The sequence below is a fragment of the Paracoccus onchidii genome, from assembly GCF_028294535.1.
GTDB classification, from domain to species: Bacteria; Pseudomonadota; Alphaproteobacteria; order Rhodobacterales; family Rhodobacteraceae; genus Paracoccus; species Paracoccus onchidii.
In genome coordinates this window covers 25430-42292 of sequence record NZ_JAQBIE010000001.1, presented here as the reverse complement: position 1 = coordinate 42292, position 16863 = coordinate 25430, and the positions used below count along the sequence as shown (strand labels likewise).

At 62.5% G+C, this 16863-nt stretch carries 18 protein-coding genes; 12 read left to right on the top strand and 6 right to left on the bottom strand.

Annotated features, from left to right (window positions below; translation table 11 throughout):
- The first annotated feature begins 11 nt into the window (after positions 1–11).
- Positions 12–1376: a pyruvate dehydrogenase complex E1 component subunit beta gene (locus PAF17_RS00205; RefSeq protein WP_271887064.1), complete on the top strand. Its 1365-nt coding sequence runs from the start codon at positions 12–14 to the stop codon at positions 1374–1376.
- 13 nt (positions 1377–1389) lie between these two features.
- The gene (locus PAF17_RS00200; protein WP_271887063.1) at positions 1390–2703 is read left to right on the top strand and encodes a pyruvate dehydrogenase complex dihydrolipoamide acetyltransferase; all 1314 of its coding nucleotides are present in this window, start codon (positions 1390–1392) and stop codon (positions 2701–2703) included.
- Between the two features lie 70 nt (positions 2704–2773).
- Here the strand turns inward: PAF17_RS00200 and PAF17_RS00195 are convergent, their stop codons facing one another.
- The 6 genes from PAF17_RS00195 to PAF17_RS00170 all read right to left on the bottom strand — a co-directional run bounded on the left by PAF17_RS00195 (position 2774) and on the right by PAF17_RS00170 (position 10551).
- On the bottom strand, positions 2774–5830 hold the full coding sequence (locus tag PAF17_RS00195) for an efflux RND transporter permease subunit (RefSeq protein ID WP_271887062.1): 3057 nt from the start codon (positions 5828–5830) through the stop codon (positions 2774–2776).
- Complete coding sequence (locus PAF17_RS00190) at positions 5827–7080, bottom strand: efflux RND transporter periplasmic adaptor subunit (protein WP_271887061.1); 1254 nt, start codon at positions 7078–7080, stop codon at positions 5827–5829. Before PAF17_RS00190 ends, PAF17_RS00195 begins: the two co-directional genes overlap by 4 nt.
- 119 nt (positions 7081–7199) lie before the next feature.
- Positions 7200–7970 carry a division plane positioning ATPase MipZ gene (locus PAF17_RS00185; RefSeq protein WP_271887060.1) on the bottom strand — a complete coding sequence of 257 codons (771 nt, stop codon included), beginning with the start codon at positions 7968–7970 and terminating at the stop codon, positions 7200–7202.
- A 106-nt stretch (positions 7971–8076) separates the two neighbouring features.
- Positions 8077–8964, bottom strand: coding sequence for a DMT family transporter (locus PAF17_RS00180; RefSeq protein WP_271887059.1), 888 nt, complete (start codon positions 8962–8964; stop codon positions 8077–8079).
- 37 nt (positions 8965–9001) lie between these two features.
- Positions 9002–9577, bottom strand: coding sequence for a peroxidase-related enzyme (locus PAF17_RS00175; RefSeq protein ID WP_271887058.1), 576 nt, complete (start codon positions 9575–9577; stop codon positions 9002–9004).
- Positions 9578–9711: 134 nt separating this feature from the next.
- Complete coding sequence (locus PAF17_RS00170) at positions 9712–10551, bottom strand: LysR family transcriptional regulator (protein ID WP_271887057.1); 840 nt, start codon at positions 10549–10551, stop codon at positions 9712–9714.
- A gap of 98 nt (positions 10552–10649) precedes the next feature.
- On the opposite strand from PAF17_RS00170, the gene PAF17_RS00165 reads away from it, so the two are divergent.
- The 10 genes from PAF17_RS00165 to rpmE all read left to right on the top strand — a co-directional run bounded on the left by PAF17_RS00165 (position 10650) and on the right by rpmE (position 16860).
- Positions 10650–11237 (top strand): FMN-dependent NADH-azoreductase, encoded by a 588-nt coding sequence (locus PAF17_RS00165; protein WP_271887056.1) that lies wholly within the window; start codon positions 10650–10652, stop codon positions 11235–11237.
- Between the two features lie 179 nt (positions 11238–11416).
- Positions 11417–12904 carry a signal recognition particle protein gene (gene ffh / locus PAF17_RS00160; RefSeq protein WP_271887055.1) on the top strand — a complete coding sequence of 496 codons (1488 nt, stop codon included), beginning with the start codon at positions 11417–11419 and terminating at the stop codon, positions 12902–12904.
- Positions 12904–13431 (top strand): GNAT family N-acetyltransferase, encoded by a 528-nt coding sequence (locus PAF17_RS00155; protein WP_271887054.1) that lies wholly within the window; start codon positions 12904–12906, stop codon positions 13429–13431. The genes ffh and PAF17_RS00155 overlap by 1 nt, the downstream gene beginning before the upstream one ends.
- Complete coding sequence (locus PAF17_RS00150) at positions 13428–13979, top strand: GNAT family N-acetyltransferase (RefSeq protein WP_271887053.1); 552 nt, start codon at positions 13428–13430, stop codon at positions 13977–13979. Before PAF17_RS00155 ends, PAF17_RS00150 begins: the two co-directional genes overlap by 4 nt.
- Entirely contained in the window at positions 13976–14272 is a 297-nt protein-coding gene (locus tag PAF17_RS00145) for a chorismate mutase (protein ID WP_090737819.1), read from the top strand. The genes PAF17_RS00150 and PAF17_RS00145 overlap by 4 nt, the downstream gene beginning before the upstream one ends.
- 48 nt (positions 14273–14320) lie before the next feature.
- On the top strand, positions 14321–14686 hold the full coding sequence (gene rpsP / locus PAF17_RS00140) for a 30S ribosomal protein S16 (RefSeq protein WP_271887052.1): 366 nt from the start codon (positions 14321–14323) through the stop codon (positions 14684–14686).
- 191 nt (positions 14687–14877) lie between these two features.
- Positions 14878–15372, top strand: a complete 495-nt coding sequence (gene rimM, locus PAF17_RS00135) for a ribosome maturation factor RimM (protein ID WP_271887051.1) — start codon at positions 14878–14880, stop codon at positions 15370–15372.
- Positions 15369–16244, top strand: a complete 876-nt coding sequence (trmD, locus tag PAF17_RS00130) for a tRNA (guanosine(37)-N1)-methyltransferase TrmD (protein ID WP_271887050.1) — start codon at positions 15369–15371, stop codon at positions 16242–16244. The genes rimM and trmD overlap by 4 nt, the downstream gene beginning before the upstream one ends.
- Entirely contained in the window at positions 16241–16624 is a 384-nt protein-coding gene (rplS, locus tag PAF17_RS00125; RefSeq protein ID WP_271887049.1) for a 50S ribosomal protein L19, read from the top strand. Before trmD ends, rplS begins: the two co-directional genes overlap by 4 nt.
- 14 nt (positions 16625–16638) lie before the next feature.
- On the top strand, positions 16639–16860 hold the full coding sequence (gene rpmE / locus PAF17_RS00120) for a 50S ribosomal protein L31 (RefSeq protein ID WP_271887048.1): 222 nt from the start codon (positions 16639–16641) through the stop codon (positions 16858–16860).
- Positions 16861–16863: the final 3 nt, after the last annotated feature.

Below are 16863 nucleotides of genomic sequence, written 5' to 3'. Positions count from 1 at the left end.
AGTGATCTAGAATGGCTACCGAAATTCTGATGCCCGCCCTGTCGCCGACCATGGAGGAAGGCACACTGGCCAAATGGCTGGTCAAAGAGGGCGACGAAGTAAAATCCGGCGACATCCTTGCCGAAATCGAAACCGACAAGGCCACGATGGAATTCGAAGCCGTCGACGAAGGCAAGATCGGCAAGATCCTGATCGAGGAAGGCACGCAGGGCGTTGCCGTCAACACGCCCATCGCGGTTCTGGTCGAAGACGACGAAAGCGTTGATGACGTGCAGGTTTCCGCGCCCCCCGCGCAACAACCCGCCGCTGAGAAATCCGCCGAGCCAGCCCCCGCCGAGGCCGAAGCCCCGGCCCCTGAACGCGACATAAGCCCCGACTGGCCCGAGGGCACGGAAATGAAGACCATGACCGTGCGCGAAGCCCTGCGCGAGGCCATGGAAGAAGAAATGGGCCGCGACGAAACGGTCTTCCTGATGGGCGAAGAGGTCGGCGAATATCAGGGCGCCTACAAGATCAGCCAGGGGCTTCTGGACAAGTTCGGCCCCCGCCGCGTCGTCGATACGCCGATCAGCGAAATCGGCTTTACCGGCATCGGCACCGGTGCTGCGCTGGCCGGCCTGCGCCCGATCGTCGAATTCATGACCTTCAACTTCGCCATGCAGGCGATCGACCATATCATCAACTCGGCCGCCAAGACGCTGTATATGTCGGGTGGCCAGATGGGCTGTCCGATCGTGTTCCGTGGTCCCAACGGCGCCGCTGCCCGCGTAGGCGCGCAGCACAGCCATGATTACGCCGCCTGGTATGCGCAGATCCCCGGCCTGAAGGTCGTGATGCCTTACAGCGCAGCTGATGCCAAAGGTCTGCTGAAGCAGGCGATCCGCGATCCCAATCCGGTCATCTTCCTTGAAAACGAGATCCTTTACGGGCGCAGCTTCGAAGTCCCGGATCTGGAGGATTTCACCATCCCCTTCGGCAAGGCCCGTATCGCGCGCGCCGGCAAGGACGTGACGATTGTCAGCTTCGGTATCGGCATGACCCATGCGCTCGAAGCGGCGGACAAGCTGGCCGAACAAGGCATCGATGCCGAGGTGATCGACCTGCGGACGCTGCGCCCGCTGGATTATGCGACAATCCTTGAATCGGTCAAGAAGACCAATCGCTGCGTCACCGTGGAAGAAGGTTTCCCCGTCGCCTCGATCGGGAACCATATCTCGGCGCATATCATGGAAAACGCCTTTGATTATCTGGACGCGCCGGTGATCAACTGCACCGGCAAGGACGTGCCCATGCCCTATGCCGCCAATCTTGAAAAGCACGCGCTGATCACCTCGGACGAGGTTGTCGAGGCGGTCAAAAAAGTCACCTATAAATAAGGGGATACGCAAGATGCCTACAGAAATCCTGATGCCTGCGCTGTCTCCCACGATGGAAGAGGGCACCTTGGCCAAATGGCTGGTCAAGGAAGGTGACGAGGTAAAATCCGGCGATATCCTCGCTGAGATCGAAACCGACAAGGCCACGATGGAATTCGAGGCCGTGGACGAAGGCAAGATCGGCAAAATCCTTGTCGAGGAAGGCAGCGCAGGGGTGGCCGTGAACACCCCCATCGCCGTGCTGCTGGAAGAGGGCGAAAGCGCCGATGATATCGACAGTAGCGCCGCCAAGCCTGCTGCGGCATCGGGCGACGACAAGGCCCACCCGAACGACACCGGCCAGACGGTCACCCGCGCCGACAGCGGCGGCGATGCTGCCAAGGCACCGCCCGCCCCCGTCACCGACAAGGGCGACCGTGTCTTTGCCTCACCCCTTGCCCGTCGCATCGCGGCTGACAAAGGCATTGATCTGACAACCCTGACCGGATCGGGCCCGCGCGGCCGGATCGTCAAGGCCGATGTCGAGGGTGCCAAAGCCGGCGCGGCACCGGCCAAGGCCGCCGCACCTGCGGCAGCACCCGCCGCCGAAGCGCCCAAAGGCCCGTCCGCCGATGCCATCGCCAAGATCTATGCCGACCGCGAGACCGAAGAGGTCCAACTGGACGGCATGCGCCGCACCATCGCGCAGCGCCTGGGCGAAGCCAAATCAACGATCCCGCATTTCTACCTGCGCCGCTCGGCCAAGCTGGACGAGCTGATGAAGTTCCGCGCCACGCTGAACCAGCAGCTGGCAGATCGCGGCGTCAAGCTGTCGGTCAATGACTTCATCATCAAGGCCTGCGCGCTGGCCCTGCAACAGGTGCCCGATGCCAATGCCGTCTGGGCGGGCGACCGGATCATCAAGCTGAAACCCTCGGACGTGGCCGTCGCGGTCGCGATCGAAGGCGGGCTGTTCACACCGGTTCTGAAGGACGCCGACGCCAAGACCCTGTCGAAGCTGTCGACCGAGATGAAGGACCTGGCCAATCGCGCCAAGAACAAGAAGCTGGCCCCGCATGAATATCAGGGCGGCAGCTTCGCGATCAGCAATCTGGGCATGTTCGGCATCGAGAATTTCGACGCCGTGATCAACCCGCCGCATGGCGCGATCCTGGCCGTTGGTGCCGGCATCAAGACCCCGGTGGTCGAGGATGATCAGGTCGTGATCCGCAACGTGATGTCGATGACCCTGTCGGTCGATCACCGCGTGATCGACGGCGCGTTGGGGGCTCAGTTGCTAGAGGCGATCGTGGCGCATCTGGAAAACCCGATGGGCATGCTGGCCTGATCGGCATTCACGATCAAAGACGAAGGGGGCCAATCGGCCCCCTTTTTCATGCCTGACCCGCGCGGGCGACTTATTCCGCGGGCAGATCCCGCGCCCGGTTCAGACCCATACGTTTGCCGATCCAGCCAAACACCCCGTCCTGCGCCCCGTGAATGACGGAAAACAGCGATGGCACGAACAGCAGTGACAGCACCGTCGACAAGACTAGCCCGCCAATGACCGCGATCGCCATCGGTGCACGAAACTCTCCTCCTTCGCCGGTGGCCATGGCCGATGGCACCATGCCCGCGCTCATCGCGATGGTGGTCATCACGATCGGGCGCGCGCGCTTGTGCACCGCGTCAAGGATTGCCTCACGCTTTGGCGTGCCTTGCCCCATCGAGGTCAGTGCAAATTCGACCAGCATGATCGAGTTCTTGGTCACGATGCCCATCAGCATCAGGAACCCGATAACCACTGCCATGCTGATCGAATTGCCGGTGATGAACAACGCCAGGATCGCGCCACCAATCGCCAGTGGCAGGGATAGCAGGATGGTCACGGGCGTGACGAAATTGTGAAACAGCAGCACCAGCACGACATAGACCAGCATCACCCCGGCCCCCATCGCCGTGCCGAATGCGCCGAACACCTCGGCCATGATCTCGGCATCGCCCGCGGCCTGAATTCGGGTGCCCGCCGGCATCTCGATCTGATCCTGCAACCGGGTGACCTCGGCGCTGACGGGACCAAGCAACGCCCCATCCGCCAGATTCGCGCTGACCGTGGTCTGATATTGGCGGTCATAGCGACCGATCTCGGTCGCACCCGCCGACAACGTGACATCAGCCACCGCACCCAGCGGGATCTGCCCGGACGTGCTGGGCACCCGCAGGTTCTGCACCTGAGCCAGATCGGTGCGCGCTGCTTCATTCAGGCGCACCACGATCGGCAATTGCTCGTCGCCGGTATTGAACTTGGCCAGGTTTGCCTCGGTATCGCCAAGCGTGGCGATCCGCAGTGTCGTGGCCATGGCGGCAGCGCTGACCCCAAGCTGGGCGGCCACATCCGCACGTGGATAGATCTGGATTTCGGGACGCTGCAGACTGGCGGACGATGTGACGCCCTCCAGCGTGGGCAAACGGCCCATCCGCGCTGCCAGACGTTCGGCCGCAAGCGCCGCCCCTTCTTCGGTTTCACCAAGAACGCTGATGGTAAAATCGTTCTCACCGTTCTCGTTCTGGAAATTGATCCGCATATCGGCCGTATGAGACAGGCGTTCCTTCAACTCGGCCTCGAGTGCGAATTGTGATCGGTCGCGCGTTTCCTTCTTGCCATAGTTGATCATGACGCGTGCCGTGGTCACGTCGCGCCCGTCGCCATAGGCGAATACCGAACGGACTTCGGGCGTTTCCTCGATCTGTTGGGTCAGATGGCGCGTCGCGTCCTGGGTTTCGGAAATGGTCGATCCGGGGGGCAGCTCGACCTCGATCTGGCTGCGCCCCACATCCGAGGCCGGAATGAACTCTGTCGGCAACAACGTCGCGGAATAGATCGATCCGGCAAAAATCCCCAATCCGCCCAACAAGGTCAGGCCCCGGTGACGCATGGTCCAACGACATACCGCCATCAGCCCGCGCATGATGAACCCGTCCCGGAGGTCGTCGGCATGGGCCACGCCGCGCATGAAATAGGCCGACAGCATGGGTGTGATGATGCGCGCAACCAACAGCGAGAACAGCACCGAGACCGCCACAGTCAGGCCAAATTGCTTGAAATACTGTCCCGGAATTCCGCCCATGAAGCTGACCGGCGCGAACACCGCAACGATCGAGAAACTGATCGCGATAACCGTCAGGCCGATCTCGTTGGCGGCCTCTTCGCTGGCTTCGTAGGGGGGCGATCCCATTCCGATATGACGGACGATATTCTCGATCTCGACGATGGCGTCATCGACCAGAATACCGGTCACCAGCGTTATCCCCAGAAGGCTGATCCCGTTCAGCGTAAAGCCCAGCCATTGCATCACGAAGAATGTCGGAATGATGGAAAGCGGCAGTGCAACCGCGGCAATCAGGGTGGCGCGCCAGTTGCGCAAGAACAGAAACACCACGACAACCGCAAGCGCAGCGCCCTCATACAAGGTCTCCATCGCGCTGTGATAGCTGGCGGCGGTATAGGTCGTGCTGTCATCAATCAATGTGATACGGGTATTGGGATATTCCTGACGCAGCTCTTGCAAACGTTGCTTGGTGGCATCACCTGCGGCCAGATCCGATTCCCCCGTTCCACGATATACCCCGAACGCCACGACCGGCTGTCCGTCAAGCAGGGCAAAGGTGCGTTCATCGCTAGCGCCATCCACAACCGTACCGATCTGGTCCAACCGGATGGTGCGCCCACTTGCAATCGCAATCGGGGTCGCCGCCAGTTGCTGCACCGTGTCGGCCGAGCCCAATGTCCGAATAGAATATTCCGTTCCCGCGAGATCGCCGCGCCCGCCCCCCATGTCGATATTCTTGTTGCGCAGCTGCGACGAGACATCGGCAGCCGTCAGGCCATGCGCCAGCAATCTGGCAGGATCGAGATCAACCTTGATCTGACGTTCGGCCCCGCCAATCCGGGTGGTCTTGGCAACACCTGCCACGTTGGACAGCTCGCGTCCGATCACGTCATCGACGAATTTCGACAGCCCTTCGATGCTTTGCGTCGGGTCGCTGACCGCATAGGTCAGGATCGGAAACCCTGTCACATCGACGCGCTGCACGATCGGTTCCTCGATGCTTTCGGGCAGTTCGGCGCGCACATTGGACACCGCGTCCTTGACATCGTTCACGGCGCGATCACTGTCGGTTTCCAGCTCGAATTCGACGGTGATGCTGGCGCTGCTGTCCATGGCGGTCGAGGTGATGTGGCGCACGCCGGTCACGGACGCGATACTGTCTTCGACCGGCTGCACCACCTGTGTGATCAACTCAGAGGGGGCGGCGCCCGATTGCCCGATGCTGACGCTGACGATGGGCAGATCGATATTGGGCATCGCCGTGACCGGCAATCGCCCAAAGCTGAACAGCCCGACCACCAGCAAGACCAGAAACAAGGCGATGGGCGGAACGGGATGGCGGATCGACCAGGTGGACATGTTCATGGCAGTTCGGTCCCATCCATCGCCTTGGCGGTGGCCTGCCCCAGAATACCCATGGCCGTCCCCTGATCATCGGAACGGGTTTCCGGCATGACGGTTCGCACCTTGTCGCCGTCGCGAAAAAACGCGCCGGATCGCGCAACGACGGTTTCCGCCACATCCAGGCCCGTGCGAATTTCGCGTCGGCCCTTCCACAGCAAACCTGCGGACACCGCCCGGGTCTCGATCGTGCCATCCGCCACGATCTGAACGCGATCACCCGAGGCATCCGAAAGCACCGCCGTCGCGGGAACGGTGATGGCCTCGCGCCTGTCCGTGGTCACCCAGCCATTCGCGAACAACCCGGTGCGCAAACCGGGCTTGTCCCCCAGTGAAATGCGCATCAACCCAAGTCGTGTGATCGGATCGACCGAGGCCGGCACCAGCCGCACATGCCCCTCGACAGGGCCCAGCCCGGCAATGTCGACATCTACGGGATCCCCTTGCGACAATTGTTGCAGGGCGGTTTCGATAACCTCGGCCTCCAGCTCGATTTCCCCTTTGTCGATCAGCATGAACAAAGGCGAGGTGGATCCCCCCGAAAGCGCGCCCAATTCGGCATTGCGTGCGACAACCAGACCCGCCACCGGCGCCTTGATATCGGCACGTTCCAGATTCAGCCACGCGATGCGCCGCGCGGCGTCGGCCTGGGCCAAGGCGGCTTGGGCGACGGCAAGACCATCGGACGCGGATGCCGCATTTGCGCGGGCGTTGGCCTCGGCGGCGATGGCCTGATCCAGTGCCGCCTGCGAGGTATTGCCCCCACTCTGCAGACGGCGCGCACGCTCCAGTGCCGTTTCCGCCTGGGTCAATGATGCGCGGGTGCTGTCGATATTGCTTTTCGCCTGTCCGACACCTGCGGATGCGCGCTTGTACTCGGCCTCGGCCTGCGCAAGCTGGGCGGTCAGGGTTTCGTCATCCAACCGGGCAAGAACCTGGCCTTGTTCGACGCGATCACCGGTTTCGGCCAGCAATTCGGTGATTTCAAAGCCGGACACCTTGGAAAAGACCTGCACCTGCCGGCGCGCCACCAGCGTGCCCGACACCGGCACCCGCGCCACAACCTCGGACCGGATGGCCGGTGCCACAGTCACCGATGGGGCAGCCTGCTCGGTCGCCGCCTCAGGGGCATCATCGGCACGCGCCGCAACGGACAGGACAACGACTGCCATCAGGCTGAGGAAAACGCGTTGCATGGCCTCTGTTCCGATCATGGATGCCTATCCGATCATCCGGACAATGCGGTGCCCGTCAATGATCAGTTCGGTCACATTTAAGTCTATTGCACCCCGCAGTTGAACCGCAGATGTGAATATCCGGCCCGGCAACGGTCTCAGAACTTGATCTCGACCCCCGGCAAATTCAGTTCGGCGATCAGGTCGCGCAGCTCCTGACGCGCGGCAACATTGGACATCGACAATTGCTCGGTTCCGATATCCTTGAGATCCAGCAGCGTCAGCCCGCGTGGAAACAGTTCCCGAAAGATGACGCGCTCGGAAAAACCGGGCGCAACACGAAAACCGATCCGCCGGGACAATTTGGTCAGCGCCCCGCCGACCTTGCGTTTGTTGTGCATGGCTTGCGTGCCAAGACGGTTGCGCAGAACCAGCCAATCGATCGGCCCGGCACCTGCCTCGGCGCGCATCTGGCGCGCGGCCCAAACCATTTCCGCATAAATCGACGGGCCCTTGATCTCACCCTCGGGTGACATGCGGGCCAGCAAGTCGAAATCGACGAAACTGTCGTTCATCGGCGTCAGCAAGGTATCCGCCACCGTATGCGCCATCTGGCTCAGCTTGGTATGCGAACCGGGGCAATCGAGCAGAATGAAATCGCAGCTCTTTTCAAGTTCGGTCAGGGCGGGGGTCAGCGGATCGCCCCCGTCACCCATCACGCCCAGAAGGGGCATGGGCAGATCTATCTGTTCGCGCGCGGCAAACGCGGCACGGTTTTCAAGATAGCGGCCGAAACTGCGCTGGCGCACATCCAGATCCAATCCCCCGACACGATGGCCCATCCGCGCAAGCGCAGTTGCCACATGCATCGAGGTCGTGGACTTGCCCGAACCACCCTTTTCGTTGCCCACAACGATGATATGCGCCACCGAATGCCCCGCTGCTGCCTGCTGTTTCGCGGACCCTAACGAGTGCGTGAGCCGATGAAAAGTAGCGCGATGCAAAGGCTTGGCCCCTGTGTCCGCCTTGCCGCCCCTAACCGTCATCCTTCAACAACATCAGCAACGCCGCAAGCGTCACCACAATGCCCGGCAATACCGCCGCGCCGGGCATTCCCTGCCCCAACAGAACCTCAAGCAGGACGACCCAGATCGGTGTCAGATACGTATAAGCCATCACCTTGGCTGCGGGCAGGCGCAAGGCCGCGAACTGTACCAGCACGAATGACGCAGCCGTGGCGAACAGGGCGACATAGATCAGGGTTATCCAGACAATCGCCGGCAGATTGGCCCAATCCGTCGCCACCAGCGCGTCCCGCCCCCAGACAATCAGGATCACCGCCCCCGCGATCAGGGTGCCAAGCGTGAAGACCACTGCGCTTTCGCCGCGATTGAGCCGCCGCACCAGGGGCGTATACAAGGCATGCGCCACGCATCCCGCCAGATAGATCGCCTCGCCCCGACCAAATTCAAGTCTGGCCATGGCCTGAACATCGCCGCGAAAAATAACCCACAGCGCCCCCATGCCGCCCAACAGCAGGGCCGAAAACATCCGCAGCGTCAGTTTCTGGCGCAATAAGAACCAGCCAAACCCGGCCGCCATCAGCGGCGTCAGTGTAAAGACCGCGCTGGCCGATACCGGTGGCGCGGTCTTCAGGCCCTCGAACATCAGCACGAAATACACCGAGAACACGCCACCCAGCAGCATATATCGCCATGGCGCCGAAAAGGCCCGGACCGGAATGCCGCGACCGGCCATCGCGACGCCGGCAATCACACCGGCTGCGATCACAAAGCGCAGCGCCGTCAGTGCGGTTGGGTCGATCAGATTCGCTGCACGCGAGCCAAGCGAAAAAGATCCCGCCACAAGGGCCGAGAACAGCAGCATCGCGCCGTGACCCAGAATCACCTCGCGCCGCGCCATGCCCGCCAATCCGGCAACACCCCCGCGATTCAAGACATCAGACCCGGCCCAACATATAGAATTCATCGTTGGGGCGAATATCACCCGCATTCACAAGGCGGTTCGACATCGCAAAGAATGCGGCAATGGCACCGATATCCCAGATTTCATCCGCCCCGAAGCCGTGGTCGCGAAGCGTTTCGTGATCAGCATCCTCGATATGCTCTGCCTCTAGCGCGACCTTTTCGGCATAGGTCAGCATCGCCTTTTGGCGCGGACTCAGATCGGCCTTTCGCCAGTTGACGGCAACCTGATCCGCGATATGGGCATTCTTGGCGCGGATGCGCAGAATGGCCCCATGCGCCACGACACAATATTGGCAGCGGTTCATGCCGCTGGTGGCCACGACGATCAATTCCCGCTCGGCCTTGCTCAGCCCGACATCCTTGTCCATCAAGGCATCATGATAGGCAAAGAACGCCCGGAACTCGGCCGGGCGGTGGGTAAGCGCCAGAAAGATATTGGGAATGAAGCCCGACTTTTCCTCAACCTCCAGAATTGCATCGCGCATGTCCTGAGGCAGGCTGTCCAGATCGGGAATATTGAATCTGCTGATCGGTGCTGTCGCTGTCATGGGGTCCTCCTTGCCGGTATCTTGACCCAGCGCGCCCATGGGGGGAAGCAGCAAGTTGCAGGATACGCAATCTTTGGCACAGCCGCAGCGCGCGAACCGCTACGGGCCGGCGGGCGCAAGACCGTCGCCTGTGATCAGCCCCGCAACGCCGCAAGTGCGGCCTGAACCTTCGGCGTCCGATGCAGGTCCACATGCGTTACCAGCCACAGGCGCGATTCCCACTCTGGCAGACACATCACCTCGACCAGCCCGTCGGATTCATCGCGCGGCACGCTGCCGATTGCCAAACCGGCACGGATCACCGCGGCGCGGGCCTGGGCATCATTGCTGACCATCACGAAATTCGCGGCGGGGACATGCGCCACGATCCACCGCATGACCGGCGACAAGGGGCCATCGGTTGGCGGCACCGCGAAATAATGGCGGGCCAGATCCTCGACCGTGCCCTGCCGGTCCAGATAGGATTGCGCGGCATATAGCGCCTGCGATGACACCGCCAACTCGCGCGCAACATAATCCGGCTGCGTAGGGCGTGCGCCGGCGCGAATTGCCAGCTGCGCCTCGCCCGCATCCAGCCTGAACAGGCGTGCATCAGTCAAATATCGCAAACGCAGCCCCGGATGCCGATCAAGCAAGGGCAGCAGGCGCGGCATCACAACCGGTGCAAGTTCCGGCAAGGAGGTGACCACCAGTTCGCCTTCGATCCGGTCGCCAGCACCGGAAATCCGCGACGCCATCTGGCCGAAATGCTCTTCGACCTCACCGGCGGTTTGCAACATGGTGCGCCCGGCATCCGTCAACGCATATCCCCTGGGGTGTCGCTGGAACAGCCGCGCGCCCAATTGCGTCTCCAGTGCATCGATACGTCGGATCACCGTTGCATGATGCACACCCAGCACCAACGCGGCCCCGCTGACGGTGCCTTCGCGCGCAACGGCCAGCGCCACCCTGATATCATCCCAGCTTTCGAACATGTGCGCTCCTGCACAGATACTGCGCGAGTATGGGTGTTTTGTTCACCAGTGCAAATCAATATCTGTTCTTTCGACAGACAAACCAAAGAGGTTCCGAAATGAACATCCTGCATATCGACAGCGCCATTACCGGAGATGCCTCGGTGTCGCGCAAACTGACGGCGGATATCGTCGCCAAGCTGAAGGCAGGCGCCCCCACGGCGACCGTCGCCTATCGCGATCTGAACGAAGGCGTTGCCGCCATCGACAACGCATGGTTTCACGCCGTCCGCGTGGTGCCGGAAAACCCCTCGCCCGACCAGCAACAGCTGATCGACCGCGCCGACGCCTATCTGCAAGAGGTGCAGGACGCAGATGTGCTGGTCATCGGCCTGCCGGTCTATAACTTCAACCTGCCCGCGCAGCTGAAAAACTGGCTGGACCAGATCGCCCGCGCCGGCGTGACCTTCCGCTATACCGAGGCCGGCCCCGAAGGGCTGCTGAAGGGCAAGCGCGCGATCGTGGGCTATGCCTCGGCCGGAACGCCGATCGGGTCGGAAATCGACCACGCTTCGGGCTATTTGCGTCATATGTTGGCCTTTTTGGGCATCACCGACGTGACCTTCGTCGCCGCAGACAGGCTGGCCATGGATCGCGATGCCGGTCTGGCCCGCGCACAGGATGTGATCGACCAGATCGCCGCATGATCCCGCCCGCCGCATGATATGGACGGCCCTCGTTGACTCGGGGGCCGTTTTTGCGTATCAGCGCCGGGAATTCCCGGAAGGATGACCCTTCCGGTCCCCGTTTGGTGCGGGGATCGCCCCCCGTCAGCGCGTTGCGCCCACGGGGGCAAAACCGCATTGGACCGCAGGAGGCCTGGCCCATGTTCGAGAACCTATCCGACCGTTTGGGCGGCGTCTTCGACCGGCTGACCAAACAGGGTGCCCTATCCGAGGATGACGTCACCGCCGCCATGCGCGAGGTGCGCGTCGCTTTGCTAGAGGCCGACGTCTCGCTGCCGGTCGCGCGCGGCTTTGTCAAATCGGTCACGGCCAAGGCGACCGGTTCGGCCGTCACAAAATCGGTCACGCCGGGTCAGCAGGTGGTCAAGATCGTCCATGACGAACTGATCAAGGTGCTGCAAGGCGAAGACGCCCCCGAGGCGCTGCGCATCGACAACCCGCCCGCGCCGATCCTGATGGTTGGTCTGCAGGGTTCGGGCAAGACGACGACCACCGCGAAACTGGCCAAGCGCCTGAAGGACCGCGAGAAAAAGCGCGTCCTGATGGCCAGCCTGGACACAAACCGCCCCGCCGCAATGGAACAGCTTGCGATCCTGGGCCAGCAGATCGGCGTCGATACGCTGCCAATCGTGCCGGGCGAAAGCGCCGTGCAGATCGCCAAGCGCGCCAAGCAGCAGGCCAGCCTTGGCGGCTATGACGTCTATATGCTGGACACCGCCGGTCGCCTGCATATCGATCAGGTGCTGATGGACGAGGTGCAGGCCGTCCGCGACATCGCCACCCCGCGTGAAACGCTGCTGGTGGTCGATGGCTTGACCGGTCAGGACGCGGTGAATGTCGCCACCGAATTCGACGGCAAGGTCGGAGTTTCGGGCGTGGTGCTGACCCGGATGGATGGCGACGGACGCGGCGGTGCCGCCCTGTCGATGCGCGCCGTCACCGGCAAGCCGATCCGCTTTGTCGGTCTGGGCGAAAAGATGGACGCGCTGGAAGGCTTCGACGCTCAGCGAATCGCCGGCCGCATCCTTGGCATGGGCGATATCGTCGCACTGGTCGAAAAGGCGCAGGAAGTGCTGGAGGTCGAACAGGCCGAACGCATGATGAAGCGTTTCCAGAAAGGTCTGTTCAACATGAACGACCTGAAAGGCCAGCTGGAACAGATGCAGAAGATGGGCGGGATGCAGTCCATCATGGGCATGATGCCCGGCATGCAGAAAATGGCCAAGCAGGCCGAAGCCGCGGGCATGGATGACGGTGCGATCCGCCGTCAGATCGCGCTGATCAATTCCATGACCAAGAAGGAACGCGCCAACCCCGCGATCCTGCAGGCCAGCCGCAAGAAACGTATCGCCGCCGGTGCCGGGATGGAAGTTCAGGAACTGAACCGCCTGCTGAAGATGCAAAAGCAGATGGCCGACACGATGAAAAAGCTGGGCAAGGGCGGCATGCTGAAACAGGCCATGCGCGCGATGACCGGCAAGGGCGGCGGACTGCCCGACATGGAAAACATGGATCCGACAAAAATGGCCGAGGCGACCAAGATGCTGCAGGACCCCAAGGGTCTGGGCGGCGATCTGTCCAAGGCCGGGCTGCCCGGCGGTCTTTCGGGCATGTTCGGCAAGAAATAATGTCGGCATTCCTGTCCGATATTCCGGTCCTGACGACCAGGCGGCTGGTGCTGCGGATGCCCGAATCCCGGGATCACGCGGCCTATGCCCGCTTTTTCGCGGATGCCGAGGCGTCGCATTTCTATGGCGGCCCCTTGGCGCCGCATCAGGCATGGGACCGTCTGGCGGCGGATATCGGGCATTTCGCGCTGCGCGGCTTTGGCCGTTTCGTGGTGACGCTGGACGACCAGACCATCGGCGGCTGCGGCATTCTGGATGTGGATGGCTGGCCCGGACATGAACTGACCTGGTGGCTGCTGCCCGAGGCGCGCGGCAAGGGGATCGCGCAAGAGGCTTCGCGCGCGGTGCTGGGCTGGGCCGGTCGATCGCTTGGCCACGACACGATCGAGACGCATTTTCGCGACGAAAACCTAGCCGCCCGTCGCCTGACCGAAGGTCTGGGCGGCGTCCGGCTGCGCCGCGACCAATTCCCCGACGGGATCGACCGCGACGTCTATGGCATCCCGACAGCGCAGGTAGCCCCATGATCCTGTTGTCCTCCACCCCGACCCTGACGACCCAGCGCCTGCGCCTGCGTGCGCCCGTCGCGGGCGATTGGCCGTTCTGGCGCGATTTCGCCGCCACCGAACGCGCGCGCTTTATCCGCCCCGCCGAATTCGACGACGGCAAATCATGGCGGGCCTTCGGTCATGTGATCGGCCATTGGGTGATGCGCGGCTACGGCATGTTCGTGTTCACTCGGCAGGATAACGACACCCCGCTGGGACTGACCGGACCGTGGTATCCCGAGGGTTGGCCCGAACACGAGATCGGCTGGACCGTCTGGTCACCCGATGCCGAGGGCAAGGGCTATGCCCGTGAAGCCGCGCTGGCCGCCCGCGCCTATGCGTTCGACAAGCTGGGCTGGGATACCGCCGTCAGCTATATCGATCCGCGAAACGCCCGTTCGATCGCATTGGCGGAACGGTTGGGCGCGACATTGGACACGGGCGCAAAGGCTCCGGCCTCGGACGAGATCGCCTGCCTTGTCTATCGCCACCCCTCGCCAGCCCGCCGCCAAGGAGAGCCCGCATGACCGACCCCGTAACCCGTGCGGCCGAATTGCTGAAAGGCCACCGCGCCAGTATCGACCGGCTGGACGCGATCCTTGTCTACACGCTTGCCGAACGGTTCAAGCACACCCAATCCGTCGGCCGCCTCAAGGCCGAACACGACCTTCCTCCGTCCGATCCCGCCCGCGAGGCGCAACAGATCGAGCGGCTGGAACGCCTCGCGCGCGAGGCCGACCTGGACCCGGAATTCGCGCGCAAATTCCTGAACTTCGTGATCGCGGAAGTCATACGCCATCACGAGCAATACCAATCGTAGGATGCGCAAAGTCGCATCGTTACACCGCCATTTCAAAGGAGAAAACAAATGGCTATGAAAATCCGTCTGGCCCGTGGTGGTTCGAAAAAACGCCCGCATTACGCCATCGTCGCCTCGGACTCGCGCATGCCGCGCGACGGCCGCTTCCTGGAAAAGCTGGGCACCTATAACCCGCTGCTTCCCAAGGACAGCGAAGAGCGCATCAAGATGGACATGGAGCGCGTTCAGTACTGGCTGAGCCAGGGCGCACAGCCGACCGACCGTATCGCGCGCTTTCTGGAAGCTGCGGGCGTTCGCGAAAAGGCCACCCGCCAGAACATGAAAAAGGCCGAGCCGGGCGCAAAAGCCAAGCAACGCGCCGAAGAGAAAGCCGAAAAGGCAGCTGCTCCGGCCGAGGACGCAGCCGCGGAATAAGCGGATCGACGGGCCCGGATTTCCGGGCCCGCTTCCGTTTGTGATCCATGCTGCGTCTGTTTCGATTCTGCTTCATGATGATGCTGGCATTCGTCGGCGGAATCATGTTTGAACGCGCCCATCAGCGCGATCTATGCCACGCCTCTGGCGGCGACTGGCTGCGCGCGGGCGTTTGCGGGGTAAGGTGAACCATGTCCGATAAAATCTGTGTCGGCGCCATCGCCGGAGCGTTCGGCGTCCGGGGCGAAGTCCGGCTGAAAAGCTTTTGCAGCGAACCCCGCGACATCGCCAGCTATGGCGAACTGACCACCGAAGACGGCAAGCGCAGCTTCACCGTCAAGCTGACCCGTCCGGTGACCGGCGGGCTTGGTGCGCGGCTTTCGGGCGTGGCCACCCGCGAGGACGCCGAGGCCCTGAAAGGCGCCACGCTTTGGGCACCACGCAATGCCTTGCCTTCGCTGCCCGATGACGAATTCTATCATGCCGATCTGATCGGACTCGAGGTCTTTGACACCGGCGGCGTGCCTCTGGGTCGGGTCCGCGCGATCTTTGATCACGGCGCAGGCGATATTCTGGAAGTGATTGGCAAGGAACAGCTTCTGCTGCCCTTTACCCGCGCGGTCGTGCCCACGGTCGACCTGACAGCGGGACGCATCATCGCCGATCCCCCCGGCAGCGACGAATGAACGACGCCCCGAAATCCCATGGCCGTCTTTCGGTCAAGCCCAGTCTGCGCCCGCGCGACCTGATGGCCGAACCGCGCGTCAGGGACGTCTGGACCGCCAGCGTCGTGACCCTGTTCCCCGAAGCGTTTCCCGGCATTCTTGGCCTGTCACTGACCGGCAAGGCTTTGCAACGTGGGTTGTGGAACCTGAACACCGTGCCGTTGCGCGATTTCGGCGTCGGCAAGCATCGCAATGTCGATGACACGCCCGCGGGCGGTGGTGCCGGCATGGTGATCCGCGCCGATGTCATGGATGCGGCGCTGCGCGAGGCACAGCGCGGCAATCCCGGGCCCGTCGTCTACATGTCGCCGCGCGGCCCGCAACTGACCCAGGCCCGCGCCCGCGCCCTGGCCGAAGGGCCCGGCATCACGCTGATCTGCGGCCGGTTCGAGGGGGTCGACCAGCGGGTTCTGGACGCCCATGAGGTTCAGGAAATCAGCATCGGCGATTATGTCCTGACCGGAGGAGAGATCGCCGCTCAGGTCTTGATCGACGCGACGGTTCGCCTTATACCGCGCGTGCTGGGGAATCAGGAGTCCTTGGCCGAGGAATCCTTTTCCATCGGCAATCGGGGCCTGCTTGAGGCCCCCCAGTACACGAAGCCTGCCTTGTGGGAAGGTCGCGAGATCCCGGATGTTCTGCTTTCGGGGCATCACGCGGCCATTGCTGCTTGGCGGAAAAGTGAGGCCGAAAGGCTGACCAAGGAACGCCGCCCCGACCTGTGGCGGGCACATGCGGAAACGCAGGTGGACCCGGCAAAGGACCAACAGCTCTCGGGCGCATCAGACCAATCGCGGAATCACCGCGAGCATGACAAGGAACCCAAGCGATGAACCTGATCGCAGAACTCGAAGCCGAGCAAATCGCCTCGCTCGGCAAGGAAATTCCGGACTTCAAGGCCGGCGACACCATTCGCGTCGGCTACAAAGTGACCGAAGGCACGCGCACGCGGGTGCAGAACTATGAAGGCGTCTGCATTTCGCGCAAAGGCGGCGAAGGTATCGGTGCAAGCTTCACCGTGCGCAAGATCAGCTTTGGCGAAGGCGTGGAACGTGTGTTCCCGCTGTATTCGACCAATGTCGAATCGATCACGGTCGTGCGCCGCGGCAAGGTGCGTCGCGCCAAGCTGTACTATCTGCGCGATCGCCGCGGCAAATCCGCACGTATCGCCGAGAAAACCAACTACCGTCCCAAATCCGACGCGAAAGCCTGAGGAAGGTTGTCACGATGAAAAAAGATATCCATCCCGACTATCACATGATCGAAGTCAAGATGACCGACGGGACGACCTATCAGACCCGTTCGACCTGGGGTGCCGAAGGCGATTCCATGACCCTCGACATCGACCCGAGCGTGCATCCCGCATGGACTGGCGGCTCGGCGCGCCTGATGGATGCGGGCGGTCGCGTATCCAAGTTCAAAAACAAATATGCCGGTCTGGGCTTCTGATCC